This window comes from Bacillus sp. BS98, assembly GCF_008432245.1.
In the GTDB taxonomy this organism is placed as follows: domain Bacteria; phylum Bacillota; class Bacilli; order Bacillales; family Bacillaceae_G; genus Bacillus_A; species Bacillus_A toyonensis.
Genome location: NZ_CP043830.1, coordinates 3,130,499 through 3,149,387 on the forward strand (window position 1 = coordinate 3,130,499; position 18,889 = coordinate 3,149,387).

The window sequence follows — 18,889 nt, forward strand, 5'->3', positions numbered from 1 at the left end:
ATTGTTAACATAATATTTTTATGAGAAACCACCATTCGAATGAATGACTTGCCCAGTAATCCACTTCGCTTCTTCACTTACTAAAAAAGATATTAGGCGCGCAGCATCCAATGATTCTCCAACTCTACCTTGCGGGAATTTCCATACTAAATAATGTTCTAATTCCTCTGTAATCCACCCCGTATTCGTCGGTCCTGGATCAACGGCATTAACGGTAATCCCCTTCTCCATCGCAACTGGTGCTACTGATTTTGTAAATGCTTCAATTGCCCCCTTCGTTGCCACATATGCTAGTTCATCTGGCATTGGATCTAATGACTGCCCTGAAGTAAGATTAATAATACTTCCACTCTTCTTGTATGCATAATGTTTTATAAATAATGAACTTAATAACATAGTTGCCCGAACATTCACTGTATAATGTTTATCTAACTGTTCTACATTTAATTCCTCAATTCTCGTATGAGTAGCATACGCTGCATTATTAATTAAAATAGATGGATCACCTAATCGTTCTGATACCATATAAAACAAACGATTTGGTGAATAAGACTGTGATAAATTGATTTCTGCCATTTCACATCGAACACCGTAACTTTCAATCTCCTTCTTCAACAAAAAGGGCTCTTGATCATTCATTCCCCATGGCATCGCTTTATCATACTGAGACCAGTATGTGAAAAAAATGTCTATCCCTTTTTGAGCAAGCACCTTGCATACAGCTGCACCAATTCCATTCAGACGAGTTGCCCCTGTTACAATTGCTATTTTCTTCACCTTTTCTCCCCCATCTATGGATAAATCCCCTGCACGAATACAGAGGATCTACCTTCTTAATTAATATTTGACAATATACGTTCTGCACCTAATTTTAAAATTTTAATAAAGATATAATTTACAATCGTAAACATTGCAAATAAAACGATAAACATAACCCAAAGTCCGACTTGAAGGAAGAAGTATAATACACTTACTCCGGCTACAATAATTAAAGCTATTAAAATATTAGCTAAAAAATTCCACAAAGTTGTATATCGACTTTTAAATAATTTCTGCTCTGTATCCCAATGAATATCTGCAGTTTGTGCGTCCCAGCGTGTTCCAATTAAATTAATTAATAACAACCCGTTCGCACTTAGTAAAAACCACAGTATCATGAAGACTGGAGAAATTCCAGCTACAACTGCCATCGTAATACCAAATACTGCTAAAATAATCACATTAATTAACCAAGCAGTGATCGCTTTCGCAAAAAAGATATCCGAAGCTTTTACTGGTAAATATCGATTCACAAACCATGAGTTTCCATCACGTGAAAATGACGTCGTTGCAATGACGTTACTACCCATCAAAAATAACGATGCACAAAGACCAACACCGATTGCAAACCCCGTTGTCTCTGGATTGTTAATATACTCTGTAATAAACTTTAAATTCCCATCTTGTACAAATAAAATAAAGAACAACATAATCGGCATAACGAAAGTTTGTACGATACAATTTAAGAAAAATTGTGGTGTACGGAATAACGTTTTAAATTCTTTTTTCACATACGCTTTCAAATGTGAACTTTGTACGGTTGATTTCTGTAAACCTTCTGCTGAAATGACCTCTTTTTTTGCTGTACTCGTTGAAAGTCCAATAACCCCTTTTAAATATGTACGCTCTGCAATGTAATAAAACAACACAAAGAAGACAAATGAAATAAGGGCAAAGATCATTACATATAAAGGTCCCTTCCAATTTGCACTTTCTACTAATGCCACTGCTCCAAAATATGTAGTTGGAAAATAATTTGTCATTTGTACTATAAGAGAAGATTGATTATTTACAAGATATTCCGCAGCCCCATCTCCAGAAAACGCACTTTTATTTCTCCACTGCATAAATACGTTAATTCCTACAATAAATAGTATACTTACGATTCCAATAAATATATTTCCTCGATCTTTATTTTTTGCTATATTTGTATACCTCATGATTACTGTCATCAGTAACGAAGCTAATACTAACGGAACGATCGGGAAAAGTAAGTAAATAAAAATCATATATATGTAATATGTAATAAATGCGCCACTTTTTAAACCGTACGTAATGAAGATTGGTAATAAAATGAATGAACTCATTACGTATTGTGTAATTAATACCGTTAAAAATTTTGCCGAAATAATTTGCGCTGGTTTTAATGGTAACGGCAGTAACATTTCAATATCATTGCTGTAGTAAAATACAGTTAAAATGTTCGTAATACTCATTAAAAATACCCATATACTCGCAATCGCAAGTCCCATTGCGATAATCATTCCTGGGTCTTGCCCTAATTGTTTCATACCTTCATACATTCCGTGCGTCATCGAACCAAATATTAAAAAACCAACAAATAAAATAGCTGCAAATGAAAATACATATGCCCATCGCTTCTTCTTATCTGTTATGAAATCTGCATAATTTAATTTCAATAATACTTTCGTTAACGTCCAAATTTTACTCATTGCCCGTCATCTCCAAGAACATTTTTTCAAGTGATTCATTGGATTTAAAATGATCTCTCATTTCATTTAAATTTCCTTTAAACTGCAAATTCCCCTTATTAATAATAGCAACCCGGTCACATATTTTTTCCGCGACTTCTAATACGTGTGTAGAGAAAAATACAATCTTTCCTTTATCCGCATGCTCTCTCATCATTTCTTTTAAAATATAGGCAGATTTCGGATCAAGCCCTGTTAACGGTTCATCTAAAATCCATACATCTGGCTCATGCACGAGCACACCAATAATAACAATCTTTTGTCTCATACCGTGTGAATAACTTTGAATTTGATCAGATAAAGCATTATAAAGGTCAAATTTCTTCGCTAAAGACTCTATTCGTTCTTGGCGTACTTCTTTCGGCACTTCATACATATCTGCCATAAAATTCAAATATTCAATTCCCTTTAATCGTAAAAACATATCTGGGCTATCTGGAACATAACCAAACGTCTTCTTCGCTTCCATCGGCTCTTCCATAATATTTTTGCCGTTAATCGTAATAGTCCCTTTGTCCACCCCATGAATACCAGTAATCATCTTAATTGTCGTTGATTTACCAGCACCATTCGGTCCTAAAAACCCAAAGATTTCTCCGCTAGGCACAGATAAACTTAAATCTTTTACTGCATAGGTAGACCCATTATAACTTTTTGACACATTCGTAATTTCAATCATTACATCCAATCCTTTCCTTAATTACCAAATAACTATATTGATATTATAGCATACTTCTATTTTAAGATTTTTACATTTTTCAGTTTATTTAACCTTTAAAATAAATGTACACCCCTAATCCAACAATTAAAACGACGGCTAATATAATATAAATCATCGTAAGACGTTTAATATTTCCTTTTGTCGCTTTACTATAATTCGCATCACCATTTCTCCCGATTAACACCGTCGCAATTACAGTAATCACTACAAGTAATACAACAATCATGATCCAAGTTAGCATTCCTTCCTCCCCCTCCTTACAATCATTTTACAATATTATCCTCTTTATTACGCAGTATATTTCCTCTTTTTACTATTATTATGAAAAGAATTGGAAAACTATTATAACCATACATCTCTACACGTGATATATTTATAATATAATGTGATTTATTTCTAACATAATAAGGAGGATGTATTTATGAAAACAACTTGGATTAAATATTTAGGATTCCTCGGTTTCTTCGGTTTTCTCGGATTTTTTTATGAAAAAGGATTGTTTACTATGTTCTGTTTCTTCTCCTTCTTCACATCGTATAGAACGGTTCAACACGATGAACTGTTTGAACAAATTGTCAATAAGTCGTGCCGCAATGCATTTATCGTTACATTACTAACTACCGCTATCATTATGTTTATTGAAATGTTATTTCCAAACCCTGCTTTACAAGAGATTGATATTGCTGTTATTTTCGCTACACTCATTCTTACGTTCGGTTTCTCTATGTTCTTTTACGATAAACCAGTTGATGAAATGGAAGATGCACCATGGCGTTCGTAACGAAAATAAAAGAATACCGCGCCAAATCGAATATGACACAAGAAGATTTAGCAAAGAGCGTTGGTGTACGCCGTGAAACAATTAGCCATCTTGAAAAAGGAAAGTACAACCCTTCCTTACAACTTGCTCACGATATAGCGAAGGCACTACATAGTACGATTGATGAGATTTTTATTTTTGAGGATTGATTAAAGGCATCCTGTCACCAGAATCACATAAAAAAATACCATCATTCTTTCCAAAAAGAATGACGGTATTTCTCATTGATTATCCATATAAAACTGCATGAAATACGCCTAACAGTAAGTATTGATCCTCTTTATAATCATCATCATACACATTCATCTCGATGTAATACATATCTTCCTCAAGACGAATATTCCAATCTGCGATTACATAGCCCTTTCGTAATAACTTTCCAAGCCCAATTGAAGTTTTGTGAACAACATATTCTTCTCTCTTATATGTAAAGGTAAATAAGAAATTTGCGTCTAATAACTTTCCGTCACATACAAGTATTTCATGCTCTGCATCATTATTATCTTTGTACGTTACTAAAATCTTTCTTTGGCGCTGCCTACTTACATCCTTTGCAATGACGCGAATATTATCCTTACTATCCTTTATTTCATAAATGATATTACTACCGATTTTTGGAATGAAGTCTAGTACTCTCATCAACGTATTTTTATAGTAGCCCCGTACTACGCCTACTTGTTTGCTTTCATTATAAACTTCTATTGATATTGTATCCGCTTTACTATCACACGGTCGTTTGTAAGAAAGCTGCATCATTCGCTCTCCTCTTAAGTACTGATCAAACGTCACAGGATATTCTATCGCACGCAGTTCCTTATTTAGCTCATATAAACAACGCCCAACGCTCTCTATTAATGCTGTAGTAGATATACGTTCCTGAAGTTCAAATTGTTGCCAACTGGAATAAATTCTCCACTGATTTTCCTCTTCATAGGAAAAACCAAGAATTATCTCATCACGGTCAGCCGTTTCATAATTCATATGTACGTTCTGCCCGTATTGAACTTGTTCCATCCACTGTCCTAAATAAATGCCGAGCTCTGCAACCTTCATGCATGACTTTTGAAAAAGTACTCTTTCACTCGCGCAAATCGTTACATCTCCTTCGATAAAGCCCTTTGAATAAGCATCATACCGTGACTCATCCTTCTGCGGGAGACTTTTGTCTAACTCAAATAAAAACGTTAACATCCTTTATTCACCTCTAGTTGTTACACTAATCATACATGACATCGCATTACTCTGAGAAACTATTTATATACGTATATTTAATTCACGCATTATAACACGTGAATGACCTTGTATAGTAGCGCTATTTTTTATTCTATATCTTAGTATATGAACTTATATGAGCGATTTTTCTAATATATCTATCGTAACTTACAATATATCAACGATTTTTTCAATATATCTATCGCAACTTACAATATATCAACGATTTTTCTAATATATCTATCACAACTTACAATATATCAACGATTTTTTCAATATATCGATTTTTCGACAAATATCAGCACAATTAAAATGAAGCTACCTTTTCTTCCGCCACTTCCCCAATTTCTAAAATTTGTAGCAGACTCTCCACTTCATAAGTCGGCTTAACACCCGTCATATTTTCTTTCAAACTCGGATTATACCAACACGTATCAATGCCGTAATCTTCTCCGCCTTTCATATCAGAAGTTAGCGAATCTCCAACCATTAGTACACTTGATTTATCCGTAATCCCAAACTTTTCAAACGCATAATCAAAAATCTCACGTGCTGGTTTTTGATGCCCCACTTCTTCAGAAATAATAATATGTTCAAAGAAGTTACGTAAAGGCGAATTTCCAATTCTCGATTGTTGCACCTTCGTATATCCATTCGTAATAATACCTAGCTTGCAATCTTGTAGATTTTCACATAATTGCACTGCACCTTCAATAAGATGTATTTCTTTCCCTAAGTTTTCAAGGTATACATCACTAAATTGCTGCGCATCTACTTCTATATGATGAAGTGCAAATAATTGTCTAAATCGATCTACCGCTAATTCACTTAGCGTAATCATTTTATTCTCTAAATCTCTCCATAACCCATTACTAATCTCTTTATAACTTGCAAGATAATCATTATACCCTGTAGGCATGCCGAACTGTACAAACGCGTTATGTAATGCGTTTCTTTCCGTTTCAGGGAAATCTAATAATGTATCGTCTACGTCGAATAATATAACGTTGTATTTCATGATGTTCTCCTCAATTCCTATTTTCAAAACTTCATTTTCATAGCTTCATTATAAACTTTTATATATTTCATTATAAAGTGCTTTGACTCGCTCTTTATAGAATACACCTTTATCCTTTATTTTCAAATGTGCTATAAATAAGTTTGCTAGCATGACCGCTGTATCTAGTCTATAAAATAAATTAACAATATGAGGGGTAGCATTAAAGATACTATCATTCTTATATCCATCTTTAAATTCATCCCAACTAACCTCATTTGTTTCAGCTATTCTCATAAGCTCCAATAACGGATGACCAATTAAAGCGTTATCCCAATCAACTATTGCTTTAACTTCTCCATTATACCCAATTAAATTGGCTGGTCGAATGTCCATATGTAATAAACACTTTACATGATTAGCTGTACTAAGAATATGTTCAATTGTTTGTGCATCTGGAAGTTTAATACCACAATTCGTAATTGTATTAAAACCTTCTACTCGTTTCACAATGCGTTCCGCTATATACTTACTAATTGGCTCTTTAATATTCTGCTCGTAATGTAAACCTTCAATTGGCATACTATGAAGCTTGCTGACTAACTTCCCTATTTCGTATGCCGAAATTGACATATGATCCGTAGCCACATAATCCGATATTAAAAAATCAAGTTCGGTAGAAAGATGCAATCTGTGTATACTTGGTACTGGAATACTTTTTGAATGACAATACTTAGAAAGCTCTGCTTCCTTTTGCAACGAAATCCGACTATTAAATAAATCTTCATTTATATTTTCTACTTCTCTTTCCCACGGCACTCGAAATGCTAAAGGTCCCTTTCCTGAATCTCCGCGAAAAACAATATTTTGCACTCCCGTTCCAATCACCTTTAAATCCTGCACAGCTAATTCCTTATATTCTTGACTTAATATTGTTGTTAAACTTTCCCTTAACTCCTCTGCTTTTAAACGTGTATGGATCATTTTATCCCCCGATTCGTAAGTTCTTTTCATCCATTTTCTCCTCGGTGCACAACATCCTCATAAACAAAATTATAGCAATAATAATAAAAGGAGGCTAATCCAAATCAGCCTCCCTTCTTCTTATTTTTCTTCTAACAATAACATTTTCATTTCCTCTAACGACTCTTTCGTAAAGCCAAGAGCTTTTTCAGCGTATGCTTCAACTGATCCGTATTGCTTATAGATTCCATCAATCGCAGCTTGTAAATATTCGGCGCGTGCTTCAAACATTGCACCTAATATCGCTCTACTCTCATCGTTTTGTAGTTTTGCACCTAAAAAGGCCATCATTTTTTCATTTAATTTTTCACGGAAACCGTTACTTAGTAAATAATCTTCCATTACTGTTTTTTCTGGCACACCTAATAGAAGTAGTAATAATGCTGATCCAAATCCAGTACGGTCTTTTCCAGCTGTACAGTGGTTTACTAATGGTAAGTTTTCCGGATTTTGTGCAAGTTGTAAGAAGCTCACGAACGCCTCGTTACCACTTACGAAATCTTGGTTCATTTTCACAAGATATTCACCTGGTTTCCCCAACAGAGAAAGGTCACCAACTTGGAAAAACTCATTTATATTTAAGTCTTTCGCCAAGTCTTGCATAACTGGTAAGCATACTTGACGAGCACCTGTAATCTCTGGATTTGGCTTATGCTTCACTTCAAAGTCTGTACGATAATCACAGATTAACTTTAATCCAGACTTCTGTAAATACGCAATATCCCACTCTGTTAGTCCCGCTAATTCTTCAGAACGGTACAATTTGCCCCATTTTACTTTACGGCCTTCTGTCGTTTCATATCCTCCCATATCACGGAAGTTAAACGCTCCTTGTAGTGGCAATCTACGCTCAGCTACTGTCACTGCTTGTCCATTATTTCCTACTAGTCTAAAATATGGGCGTTCATTTTCACTCGGGTTTTCAATAGTGCATGATGATTCCCCGTTTACAGTTACAAGTAATTCTCCATTTTCTTCAATATAATCTGGTGAAGTACTCCAATAAATGCGTACTTCTTCTATATTATTTTCCCACTTTATATGTAACATATTATCTTCATTTCGTTCTACAGTTGCTTGTAGCCAATTTTCTTGCTGCTCCATTCTTTCACCAACGCTTTCTCTTATAATCGAATCTTTCTCTATTGTATTATAGGAATATCTACTTTGTCGTTCTCATTTTTCTTTTTATCTTACAAACAGGCAAAAAGTTCTTTTACTTGTTCATAATTTGTACACGGATTGCCTCGAAATGAGTTCGAGAGAGTACATCATTCATCCTCCTAAAACTTCCTCACATATCGCTCAGTAGAACTAAGCAGCTGACATCCATTCTTCCCAAAAACATCCTTCATCCACTCATTTTGTACATTTGTCTCGCCAATATAATAAGATGCACCTATTTCCTTTAAGACAAACATTGCACCTGTAAAGAATGCTGCTTCGTACCCTTTATTTCGCATATTTGGAGCCATTACGAAATACATAAGTTTCCCTTCTTCTAACGTACCTTTCTCAATATGCGGGATTACAATTCCTATTGGCTCTTCGCTTGCAACTGCTGTTAAACAATGTTCTTTCCATTGCTCACCAATTTCTTGTTCCATCATATGTACAAATTGATTATAGTCGACTTGTTCTTCCGTCATTTCGTTCCAAAAAGAATAAAAAGTATCCTCTCCTACTTCTTCAATCAGCTTAAAATCAATTTCACTTTCTACATCTTCTACTTCATATATATCCTTAAATACAATCATGTTTTCAGTAACATATTCAAATGAATACGTTTCAAAACATTTCTTATACACATCATAATTTGGACTTTTTGAAGAGATCTCAAAATGTAATTTTTCTACCCCCTCTTTTTCAGCCTCAGCAACGCAATATTGCATGATCTCTTTTAATTGCTCTTCTGTAAAAGCCTCTGCATTATTTTCTTTTATCATGATAGAAGAAGCACTTCTTCTTATTTTAAAATGTTTTTCTAACTGTTCTATTGTCGTCATATTCTTCCCTCATCTATGTCATACTCGAATTTCTAATGGTTCTCCTTGCATGAGCAGGATTGTCCTTGAATATATAGAATACTAGAAAAGATCGCATCTTTAAAGTGCGGAGGAGGTTCTCCATTGGATATTACAGCATTGCAACAACAGTTAGAGCTTATACAACAAAATGACTATACGCAACTGCATCATATAAATGTAAATGAGTTAACTTTGAACATGCTTCAGTACATCGGAACGACTGATAGTTACGTTCGTTACCAACTTATATATAAATGTTTTGCGCATTTCATTCATCATGAATTCCTTATGGACGATCAGCTGAAATTACTGTTGCAAACATGTTTAAGTGATGAGTATTTATATTGTGACATTTACTCCCCACATACAGATGGGGTTTTCACACGTTCTTACACTGTTTCTTTAATTGCGTTAATACTTCAATTCGCTAACTCTCACTACTTTTTTACAGAAGAGGATATTGAAGAGATAAAAAATAAACTCATTACATATACAAACTTAGAAATGGACTTTCGAGGATATATCGAAAATAAAGGATGGGCTCATTGTATCGCCCACGTATCTGATGCTTTCACTGAAATTGTTCATAATTCACATACGACTTTTGAGTGGTATGAAGAGCTCATTCATTGTTTATTAAATAAAATCTTCATTCCATCTGATATTTTTCATAATAACGAAGATGAGCGTATTGTTACGCCATTAATATCCATGCTGTATCATGACTTCCAGCAAGATGAGTTAATTTCAATTATTTATAAAAAAATAAAAAGGCTTCCTCAAATTAGAAAACGCCTTTCGCTTAATGAGTATTGTATTTTATGTGCCAACATTAAAACCTTTTTACGTACATTATTTTTTAGAACAAAAGATGATCATAACTTAGCCTATACAGCACGTAAAACAGAAAAAATGTTAAAAGAACTTCCAAACTATTATTAAATACAAGGAGAAAAATTATGGGTTATATTGAAGACGTAAGAAATCTAGTAGGAAATCATCCACTTATATTAATAGGCTCACACGCCATTATATTAAATGAGAAAAATGAAGTATTACTACAGCTCCGAACAGACTTTAACCGTTGGGGTATTATTGGTGGTGCCTTAGAATATAACGAGACGTTAGAAGATGCTTTAAAACGAGAAGTATTTGAAGAAACTGGGCTTATCATTAAAAATCCAGAACTGTTCCGTACATACTCAGGACCAGATTTTTTTCAAATCTATCCAAACGGCGATCAAGTACACGGTGTACTCGTTATTTATATTTGCCGAGAATTCCACGGTGAACTTATATGTGATCAAGCTGAGTCAAAAGAATTACGCTTTTTTCCGCTTGATAGGTTGCCTATTACTCTTCATCCAGTCATTGAGCGGATTATTAAAGAGTTTCAGCACTCTAATTAAAAAACATTACAAAATAAGTACCTTATATTTTATATAAAAATATAACAACCTCATTTCTCGTCATTACAACGTGAAATGAGGTTGTTATCGTTCACCGTAAATCCCTATTTCCCCAAAAAATAATTAGATGATTTAACGTTCTTTTTCTACAGCTTTATATCCCTTTACAAATAAAATAGTTATATAAGAAATAATGAATGAAAAAACAGTATACATGCCCACCCAAAAGAAAAATGATGGATCGTACAATGTAACATTGAACATAAGAAAAATAAGAAATGTTACCATTGGCATCGCGTAAAATGTACCTATTTTATATGTCACAGCTATTGAAAACATACAAATAAGCAATGGATATATACAGAAAATAAAAATTAACTCACTCAATGTTATGTCCCCCTTTCTGAAGAAATAATAGCTTTCTCTTAAACATTTTGGGGAACAACAAAGTTTTATATTTTTTATTCGTTATTAGTAAATAAAATGTTAGATTGTTATCTCGATCTGATTTCCTTCAGGATCACTTACTACACTTTCATAATAACCATCTCCTGTAGTGCGTGGGCCATTTAACAGAGGATATCCTGCTTCTCTTAACCTATCCGTTAATTGGTCTACTTTTTCTTTGCTACCTACAGAAAATGCCATATGCGCATATCCTACTGTTTGTTTTTTTATTACATCGTCTATCCCTACCTGTCTCATAAGTTCTAGACGCGCACCACCTTCAAAAGTTATAAAGTAAGATTCAAACTTTTTTTTCGGATTGTGATACAATACATTCGCTTCACCATTGAAGTACTGTTTATAGAAATCACGCATGCCTTCTAAATCATTCACCCAAATTGCTACATGTTCAATTCTCATAATCGACACCTTTTCTTTTTATGGTATTCAACCAACAATTTGATATTTAATTTTCTTTGCTTGTTCTTGTAATCATAAGATCAAGTCCAAGGCTTTTTAATCCATATAAATAATCTTCTTCCCAATCGCTTACTGTTATTTTCGGAATATGTTCCGCCGGAATGTACTGTGGACAACTTTTTACAATTTGATCTATTACAAATTGATTCACTTCATCATCACAGAAAATAAACGCATGTGGATTAATAATAGCTATACATGTAGAAATTAATCGAGTAATAGCATCTATATTATATTCCTCTGGATTATTCGAATCTCTCACTTCATCTCCACTTCTCAAAGCTTGTAAGAAATTTTTATTATCATACTGCGGAACAAAAGATATCTCTCCCGAGAAAAATGTACTTCCTCGGACTACATCCCCATTTATCATAATACCCGCACCTGGACCATTTTGACCTGAATACAAATATACAAGAGAGGAATTGTCATGGTTTCCAGTGTTTTTATAATAACCAAGCACTGCGGCATTCATATCGTTCTCTATTACTACAGGTATAGAGAACAGATCCTCCAAATGACTTTTTAAATTAAAATTTTGGAACTTTTCATAACCAGGTATATAAAAAATACGACCATTATCTACCGAACCGGGCACACCAATTGATATAGAGCTTATTTTCGGGAATGTAGCGATAAGACTTTCAATATGTTTAGATAATAGGTTTACGCCAGTATCAATTAATACACTTGAAATACTTCCTTTTTCTTTTACTTCCCCTAAACAGTTAAAAATCGTATAGTTTGTCTCATTTTTTTCTAAAAATATCGCTAAACCTAACATATATTCCGGATTATAAGCATATCGTTTCGCTCTTCTTCCACCACTTGAATCATCTAAACCGACTAAAGTGACTTCACCGTCTTGTTTCATATTTTCTATAAATTTACTTATCGTTGGAAAACTGATTTCTAATGTATTACTAAGTTCAACTTTCGTTGCACTACCTCGCTCTAAAAGAGCTGTACGAATGCCGCGAAGGATCGTCTCTTTAATCGATTTTTGAGTAACAAATTGTTCACTCAAATCGCTCACCACCTTAATCAACATACTTATTAAACACTTTTAATAAGTTGCGTTGACAATATATCACACATCATTTTCTAAAGCAATAGAGATGATATATTTCCACTGCATGCACTCCTTGTTTAGCTCGATTTATTCTCTCTCGTAACAGACGATACAATTCCAGATAAGAGAACAAATAATAAAACAGCTAGCAAGGCATTACGTATTCCGAACGATTCCCCTAGTATACCTAAAAATGGTGGTCCGACTAAAAAAGCTGTATAACCGATGATAGAAACTGCAGCAACATTAGAAGTCGCATTTTCACGATCATCTCCAGCAGCAGAAAGACCAATTGGGAAACCTAGCGCCGCACCAATCCCCCACAGCACTACACCAACTGCTAGAAAATACGAGTTATTCCCAAATATTACGATTAAAATTCCTATAATCGCCACCATAATAGTAGCACGTACGACAGCGACACGACTGAATCGATCAAGGAAATAACTACTACACATACGAGCTAACGTCATTGCCAATACAAAAATTGTGTACATAATAGAACCTGTCACTACACTTTGCTGATGTCCATCTACCATCACGATAGGCAGCCAATCATTTGCACTTCCTTCTGCAAATGCCATTCCAAGCACAAAAAGACCAATTAAAAGCACCTTTTTTTCCATACGTAAGGAAGTACGCTTCGCTCGCTTTTTGTTCTGCGATTTCTCTTTCTTTCCTGTTCCGTGCGGAAGAAAACGATACACCATACATACAAGTAATAAAAACACGGCCGAAATCGCAAGAAACTGATACAGGATTGGGATGTGAAGCGAGGCGGCGACAGTGCCACTGAGCGCGCCTACTAAAGTTCCTACGCTAAAAAACCGTGGAATTTCGGTAGAAGTGCCATTCCTAATTTCTGCTCTATTGAAGAGCCTTCTACATTCAATGAGACTTCTGCCAACCCATATCCTACTCCAAATACTAGCAAGCTACCAAAAGCCCCTATGCTAGAAACAAAATAAATATTAATACTTAAACAAAGTAATCCAACAATTATTAAAAACATACTGCCTATAATAACGTCTCTAGCTCCCTTACAGTCAATAAAATGACTTGCACTCAGTAAACCAATTATTGAACCGACAGATAAACCGAACAAAATCCAGCCCATTTCTGCATTTGAAACTGCTAAAATATCTCGCGCCGCTGCTGTTCTAGAAATCCATGTAGCAAACGCGACACCTGGCAAAGCAAATAAGAGAAAAAGAGCGTTTCGAGAGGCAAGTAATGTCTTTGTATGATTGTCCGCACTATTTTTCTTCATATGAAACACCTTTAACATTGTCTATACAATACGACACCAGTTTATTCAATCATCCGTGAAAAACGATTTCTATAAGTCTATCATTTTCATAACTTTGGCTGGGTTACCACCAACAACTACATTACTAGGTACATCTTTTGTCACAACTGCTCCTGAAGCAATTACAGCATTGTCTCCAATTGAAATACCAGGGTTAATTATAGCTCCCCCGCCAACCCAAACATTGTTACCAATCTTTACAGGTTTCCCATATTCTTTGCCAGAATTCCGTTCTACTGGATGCAACGGATGCGTAGCAGTGTAAATGTGAACACCAGGTGCAAACATACAATTATCACCGATTCGAACTTCACAAACATCTAAAATCACACAATTAAAATTTGCGAAAAAGCTCTTTCCAACATGGATATTGTAACCATAATCACAACGAAAATCAGGATTAATGTGGGTTTTCCCATCAGCTGAAGAACCTAAAAGCTGATTTAATAACGTAAAACGTTGTTCATCTCCTGTCTCCATTGCCTCGTTATAAAGGCGTGTTAAACGTTTTGCCTCCACCCTATCAGCCACTAATTCTTCGTCATCTGCAATATACATTTCTCCCGCCAACATCTTTTCTTTTTCCGTTTTCATAGAATCATCTCCTTTGTAATCAAATGAGTCCTACTTATTAAACCTCTTTAATAAGCGACTTTAATTACACTTATTAAACACTTTTAATAAGCATCCCTATATTAACATACTTTTTAAAATGTGCAATTAATAAATTTAGAAAGACGATGCGAATTCCTCATTTTGCATGTAGATATAACGAATAAATAATTAAAATTCATATAGAAAAAACAAGGGAACGCTCAGCGTTCCCTCTCAAATCCAATCCGTTTTTTAATTTCCACCAAATTCACCTTCGCAATAGTCCCTGCCCTCTCAGCACCTTTTTCTAACGCTTCATATAGTAAATGCGGTTCATTCATATACGTTGCGTATTTTTCCCGAGGTCCTGCTAACTCACGATCTACAACGCGAAATAACTCTTTTTTTACATCGCCCCATCCGATTCCAGTTTCATATTTTTCACGCATTGACTGAATTTCATCTTTTGTCGCAAATTCTTTATAGATTGTAAATAACGTTTCTAGTTCTTTCGGTTCATTTGGAAGTGAAGAATCTGTTTTTATTTTTAAAATAAGCTTTCGTAGTTTTTCTCGCTCTGCAAATAACGGGATAACATTCCCATAACTTTTACTCATTTTTCTTCCATCAAGACCAGGTAAAATTGCCCCTTCTTCTTGCACTACATACTCTGGAAGCGTAAATGTCATGCCAAATGTATGATTAAAATACGTCGCAATATCACGAGCAATTTCAATATGCTGAATTTGATCTTTTCCAACAGGTACATGAGTAGCTTGAAATAATAATATATCAGCCGCCATTAAAATCGGGTACGTATATAACCCCATATTCACACCTGCATCAATTTCTAATCCCGCTTCTTTATTTTGCTCTACCTTCGCTTTATATGCATGGGCACGATTCATAAGCCCTTTCGGAGTTAGACAAGCTAATATCCAAGCTAATTCCAAAACCTCTGGCACTTCTGTTTGTCGATAGAAAATAACATCTTCTCCAAGTCCGAGTGATAACCATGTAGCTGCTACCTCTTTTGTATAACTACTGAACTTCTCTGGATTATGCACTGCATTTAACGCATGATAATCAGCTATAAAGTACAATGCTTTTCCTTCATTATTTTTTGACATTTGCAATGCAGGTTTAATTGCACCAATATAATTTCCTAAATGCGGATAACCCGTTGGTTTAATTCCTGTTAACATTATTTTTTCGCTCATACTAACTCCTCCTTTCTCAAAATAAAAAACAAAAAGAGTCTCTCATCCTTAAAAAGGACGAGAGACTCCCGCGGTACCACCTTTATTAGCTATCATTAGCTCACTTCATACTTCGATAACGTGAAGTAACCGTCTTTACCTACTCATTTCAGTTAGAAGCTCCAGAGCCCATTCCATATTCATCCCTTACTGATTCCCACCACATATCAGCTCTCTGAAAAGTTTTGAACATGTACTCTTCTCTTTCATTGCTTTTTCGTTTTTTACAGTTTATCACATTCCCTTTCCAATTAAACCCTAATTTTCTGTTTTATATAGCAGGAATTTCCACCTTAATTGTCTAATAATATATAGGTTTGCAGAAGTAATCGAAACAACTTTGGAGGTTTTTTCATGGTAAAATATATATCCATTTTAGGTTCAACAGGATCCATTGGCACATCTGCATTAGATGTCGTTTCCGCTCATCCTGAACATTTTAAAATCGTCGGTTTAACCGCAAATTATAATATCGATCTTCTCGAAAAACAAATTGAATCGTTTCAGCCTCGTATTGTAAGCGTAGCGACAAAAGAATTAGCGGACACATTACGTTCTCGTATTTCAACAAATACAAAAATTACATATGGAACTGATGGTTTAAATGAAGTATCTACCCATCCTGATACAAATCTTGTATTAAGTTCAGTTGTCGGTGTTTCAGGTTTACTCCCAACAATTGAAGCATTAAAGGCGAAGAAAGATATCGCCATCGCTAACAAAGAAACTTTAGTTGCCGCTGGTCATATCGTAACTGAACTAGCGAAACAAAACGGATGCCGCCTAATTCCGGTCGATAGTGAGCATTCAGCTATTTTCCAATGTTTAAACGGAGAAAATAATAAAGAGATTGAGAAGTTAATTGTCACAGCTTCTGGCGGCGCTTTTCGTGATAAAACACGTGAAGAAATGAAAACATTACAAGCGAAAAATGCTTTAAAACACCCAAACTGGTTAATGGGAGCAAAACTAACGATAGATTCTGCCACGTTAATGAATAAAGGGTTTGAAGTGATGGAAGCTAAATGGCTGTTCAATATTCCTTATGAAAAAATTGATGTTATGATTCATAAAGAAAGTATCATTCACTCCTTAGTGGAATTTATTGATGGATCAGTCATGGCACAGCTCGGTGCTCCTGATATGAGAATGCCGATTCAATATGCGTTTCACTACCCTACTCGACTACCTTCATCCTATGAAAAATTAAATTTATTAGAAATTGGTAGTTTGCATTTTGAAAAACCAAATTTAGAGAAGTTCCCCTGTCTACAATACGCATTTGAATGTGGCAAAATTGGCGGTACAACTCCAGCCGTATTAAATGCAGCGAACGAAATTGCAAATGCACTATTTCTTAAAAATGAAATTGCATTTTTTGATATCGAAAAAACAATTTACAATACAGTTGAAGCTCATCATAACGTAAAAGATCCTTCACTCGATGCTATATTAGAAGCTGATCAATGGGCACGCCAATACGCAAATCAATTATTAATAAAAAAGAGCTAAAACAGTTTTCTCTGTTTTAGCTCTTTTTTTACGTATTCAATTTTACAAATCTATAACCATGTGTAACTAACACTTTTAATATCGCATATCCTGGAATTGCTAAAACTATCCCCATAATACCGAATAAATTACCAGCAGTTAAAATGATAAAGATTATTGTAATCGGATGGATATCTAGCTTTTTCCCCATTACTTGCGGGGAGATAAACTTACCTTCTGCTAATTGCACAACCATCATAACGATAATTACCTTTAAAACCATTCCTGGCGAGTCAATAAATGCGATAATTAACGCTGGAGTTATTGCAATAACTGGACCTACGTACGGAACGATATTTACAATCATCGCTAAAATAGCAAGTAATACCGCATATTTAATACCAATAATAAGATAGCCAATTAATAGCATGATACCGATAAACAAGCTAACGATAATTTGCCCTCTTATATACGAACTAATCGCATAATGCATATCATCTAGTATTCTCATTGCTGCCGGTTGTCTTTGCTCTGAAATAAACTTCAAAAAGTGATTCGGTAATTGTTCACCATCTTTTAATAGATAGAACAATATAAACGGAACCATGACAAATGTTAAAACAACTTCTGTAAGTGTACTTAAAAATCCAGTTACATTTCCAGTTACTGATGATAATGACTTTGTAAAATCAACTGTATAGTCTTTTACTATATTCGCTACATCAATATTTAAATTCTCCTGAATTTTACCAAGTAAATTACTTTCCCCAAATCTACGTGCTGCTCGTTCGATTTCATGACCGAAATACGGTAAGTTATCTATTAATGCATCAATTTGATCTTTAATAATAGGGATAACCGTTACAACTAAAAACACAAATAATCCTAGTACTATTAAATATATCGAGGCTATCGATACGATTCTTGAAACACCTTTCTTTTCTAAAAGTGAAACGAATGGGTGCAAGATATAAAATAGCACTCCGGCTAATAATACCGGGAAGAATATTGTTTTTAAAAAGACGATAAACGGAGTAAAAACGAAAGAAATTTTTGTTAGCAATAATATGTTAATGAACAATAATGCAAATCCAAGTAACACTGCTAAATAATTTTGTTCCCTAAAAAACTTTTTTAACTTGTCTCTTTTTCTTATATTTACTTTTTCCAATGAAACCACCTCTTTGAATGATGAAAAGCCCTTACTCAGGGCTTTTCATCATTATCTATATCTTTATTTCCTTGCAGCTTTCACTACAAATGATACAATAAGAATTAATACGATTGCTCCTAATAATGCTGGCACGACATGAATTCCACCAAATGATGGCCCAAAAGATCCAAATAATCTACCACCTAACGAAGCACCTAATAAACCTGCGATAATATTTCCGAACATACCACCTGGGAAATTTTTACCTGTTATAGAACTAGCAATTGCACCTATAATAGCACCAACTATTAATGTGATAATCCATCCCATTTTTAGTCCTCCAT

The 18,889-nt window shown here is 34.6% G+C and carries 21 protein-coding genes, 1 pseudogene and 1 other annotated feature; of the genes and pseudogenes, 5 read left to right on the forward strand and 17 right to left on the reverse strand.

Features of this window, described 5'->3' with window-relative positions; all coding sequences use genetic code 11:
• Positions 1 to 18: 18 nt before the first annotated feature.
• From F0362_RS16220 to F0362_RS16235, 4 genes are all read right to left on the reverse strand, one after another.
• Complete coding sequence (locus F0362_RS16220; RefSeq protein ID WP_000716978.1) at positions 19 to 777, reverse strand: SDR family oxidoreductase; 759 nt, start codon at positions 775 to 777, stop codon at positions 19 to 21.
• Positions 778 to 833: 56 nt separating this feature from the next.
• Positions 834 to 2,492 carry a putative ABC transporter permease subunit gene (locus F0362_RS16225; RefSeq protein WP_000036865.1) on the reverse strand — a complete coding sequence of 553 codons (1,659 nt, stop codon included), beginning with the start codon at positions 2,490 to 2,492 and terminating at the stop codon, positions 834 to 836.
• On the reverse strand, positions 2,485 to 3,210 hold the full coding sequence (locus tag F0362_RS16230; RefSeq protein ID WP_000570205.1) for an ABC transporter ATP-binding protein: 726 nt from the start codon (positions 3,208 to 3,210) through the stop codon (positions 2,485 to 2,487). The genes F0362_RS16225 and F0362_RS16230 overlap by 8 nt, the downstream gene beginning before the upstream one ends.
• An 88-nt stretch (positions 3,211 to 3,298) precedes the next feature.
• Positions 3,299 to 3,493: a hypothetical protein gene (locus F0362_RS16235; protein ID WP_000958861.1), complete on the reverse strand. Its 195-nt coding sequence runs from the start codon at positions 3,491 to 3,493 to the stop codon at positions 3,299 to 3,301.
• A 180-nt stretch (positions 3,494 to 3,673) separates the two neighbouring features.
• Here F0362_RS16235 and F0362_RS16240 point away from each other — a divergent pair, with 180 nt between their 5' ends.
• Positions 3,674 to 4,033, forward strand: a complete 360-nt coding sequence (locus F0362_RS16240) for a DUF3796 domain-containing protein (RefSeq protein ID WP_000859216.1) — start codon at positions 3,674 to 3,676, stop codon at positions 4,031 to 4,033.
• The gene (locus F0362_RS16245; protein ID WP_000896311.1) at positions 4,021 to 4,221 is read left to right on the forward strand and encodes a helix-turn-helix transcriptional regulator; all 201 of its coding nucleotides are present in this window, start codon (positions 4,021 to 4,023) and stop codon (positions 4,219 to 4,221) included. The genes F0362_RS16240 and F0362_RS16245 overlap by 13 nt, the downstream gene beginning before the upstream one ends.
• A gap of 79 nt (positions 4,222 to 4,300) precedes the next feature.
• Here F0362_RS16245 and F0362_RS16250 read toward each other — a convergent pair whose 3' ends face one another.
• The 5 genes from F0362_RS16250 to F0362_RS16270 form a co-directional block, all read right to left on the reverse strand.
• A complete protein-coding gene (locus tag F0362_RS16250; protein ID WP_000955129.1) occupies positions 4,301 to 5,263 on the reverse strand; it encodes a tubby C-terminal domain-like protein in 963 nt (320 codons plus the stop codon).
• 328 nt (positions 5,264 to 5,591) lie between these two features.
• Positions 5,592 to 6,302, reverse strand: a complete 711-nt coding sequence (locus tag F0362_RS16255; RefSeq protein WP_000876835.1) for a YjjG family noncanonical pyrimidine nucleotidase — start codon at positions 6,300 to 6,302, stop codon at positions 5,592 to 5,594.
• Between the two features lie 48 nt (positions 6,303 to 6,350).
• Entirely contained in the window at positions 6,351 to 7,295 is a 945-nt protein-coding gene (locus tag F0362_RS16260; protein ID WP_149889882.1) for a phosphotransferase family protein, read from the reverse strand.
• A 90-nt stretch (positions 7,296 to 7,385) separates the two neighbouring features.
• Positions 7,386 to 8,408: a tyrosine-protein phosphatase gene (locus tag F0362_RS16265; RefSeq protein WP_149889883.1), complete on the reverse strand. Its 1,023-nt coding sequence runs from the start codon at positions 8,406 to 8,408 to the stop codon at positions 7,386 to 7,388.
• Between the two features lie 179 nt (positions 8,409 to 8,587).
• Positions 8,588 to 9,310: an N-acetyltransferase gene (locus F0362_RS16270; protein ID WP_070173518.1), complete on the reverse strand. Its 723-nt coding sequence runs from the start codon at positions 9,308 to 9,310 to the stop codon at positions 8,588 to 8,590.
• A gap of 123 nt (positions 9,311 to 9,433) precedes the next feature.
• Here F0362_RS16270 and F0362_RS16275 point away from each other — a divergent pair, with 123 nt between their 5' ends.
• A complete protein-coding gene (locus F0362_RS16275) occupies positions 9,434 to 10,273 on the forward strand; it encodes a DUF2785 domain-containing protein (RefSeq protein ID WP_000355436.1) in 840 nt (279 codons plus the stop codon).
• A gap of 17 nt (positions 10,274 to 10,290) precedes the next feature.
• The gene (locus F0362_RS16280; RefSeq protein ID WP_000540494.1) at positions 10,291 to 10,740 is read left to right on the forward strand and encodes an NUDIX hydrolase; all 450 of its coding nucleotides are present in this window, start codon (positions 10,291 to 10,293) and stop codon (positions 10,738 to 10,740) included.
• 132 nt (positions 10,741 to 10,872) lie between these two features.
• Here the strand turns inward: F0362_RS16280 and F0362_RS16285 are convergent, their stop codons facing one another.
• From F0362_RS16285 to F0362_RS16310, 6 genes and pseudogenes are all read right to left on the reverse strand, one after another.
• Positions 10,873 to 11,127 carry a YbeF family protein gene (locus F0362_RS16285; protein WP_001292223.1) on the reverse strand — a complete coding sequence of 85 codons (255 nt, stop codon included), beginning with the start codon at positions 11,125 to 11,127 and terminating at the stop codon, positions 10,873 to 10,875.
• 99 nt (positions 11,128 to 11,226) lie between these two features.
• Complete coding sequence (locus tag F0362_RS16290) at positions 11,227 to 11,607, reverse strand: VOC family protein (RefSeq protein WP_001217527.1); 381 nt, start codon at positions 11,605 to 11,607, stop codon at positions 11,227 to 11,229.
• Between the two features lie 46 nt (positions 11,608 to 11,653).
• The gene (locus tag F0362_RS16295; RefSeq protein ID WP_149889884.1) at positions 11,654 to 12,694 is read right to left on the reverse strand and encodes an ROK family transcriptional regulator; all 1,041 of its coding nucleotides are present in this window, start codon (positions 12,692 to 12,694) and stop codon (positions 11,654 to 11,656) included.
• A gap of 122 nt (positions 12,695 to 12,816) precedes the next feature.
• Positions 12,817 to 14,009 (reverse strand): annotated as a pseudogene (locus F0362_RS16300) (MFS transporter).
• Positions 14,010 to 14,078: 69 nt separating this feature from the next.
• A complete protein-coding gene (locus F0362_RS16305; RefSeq protein ID WP_000845607.1) occupies positions 14,079 to 14,642 on the reverse strand; it encodes a maltose O-acetyltransferase in 564 nt (187 codons plus the stop codon).
• Positions 14,643 to 14,863: 221 nt separating this feature from the next.
• Positions 14,864 to 15,862, reverse strand: a complete 999-nt coding sequence (locus F0362_RS16310; RefSeq protein WP_149889885.1) for a tryptophan--tRNA ligase — start codon at positions 15,860 to 15,862, stop codon at positions 14,864 to 14,866.
• A gap of 50 nt (positions 15,863 to 15,912) precedes the next feature.
• Positions 15,913 to 16,120, reverse strand: a binding site (T-box leader).
• A gap of 135 nt (positions 16,121 to 16,255) precedes the next feature.
• Here F0362_RS16310 and F0362_RS16315 point away from each other — a divergent pair.
• Complete coding sequence (locus F0362_RS16315) at positions 16,256 to 17,413, forward strand: 1-deoxy-D-xylulose-5-phosphate reductoisomerase (RefSeq protein WP_149889886.1); 1,158 nt, start codon at positions 16,256 to 16,258, stop codon at positions 17,411 to 17,413.
• A 28-nt stretch (positions 17,414 to 17,441) separates the two neighbouring features.
• Here F0362_RS16315 and F0362_RS16320 read toward each other — a convergent pair whose 3' ends face one another.
• Together F0362_RS16320 and F0362_RS16325 are read right to left on the reverse strand one after the other, a co-directional pair.
• Positions 17,442 to 18,563 carry an AI-2E family transporter gene (locus F0362_RS16320; protein ID WP_000416922.1) on the reverse strand — a complete coding sequence of 374 codons (1,122 nt, stop codon included), beginning with the start codon at positions 18,561 to 18,563 and terminating at the stop codon, positions 17,442 to 17,444.
• Between the two features lie 63 nt (positions 18,564 to 18,626).
• Positions 18,627 to 18,875 (reverse strand): GlsB/YeaQ/YmgE family stress response membrane protein, encoded by a 249-nt coding sequence (locus tag F0362_RS16325; RefSeq protein ID WP_000539733.1) that lies wholly within the window; start codon positions 18,873 to 18,875, stop codon positions 18,627 to 18,629.
• Positions 18,876 to 18,889: the final 14 nt, after the last annotated feature.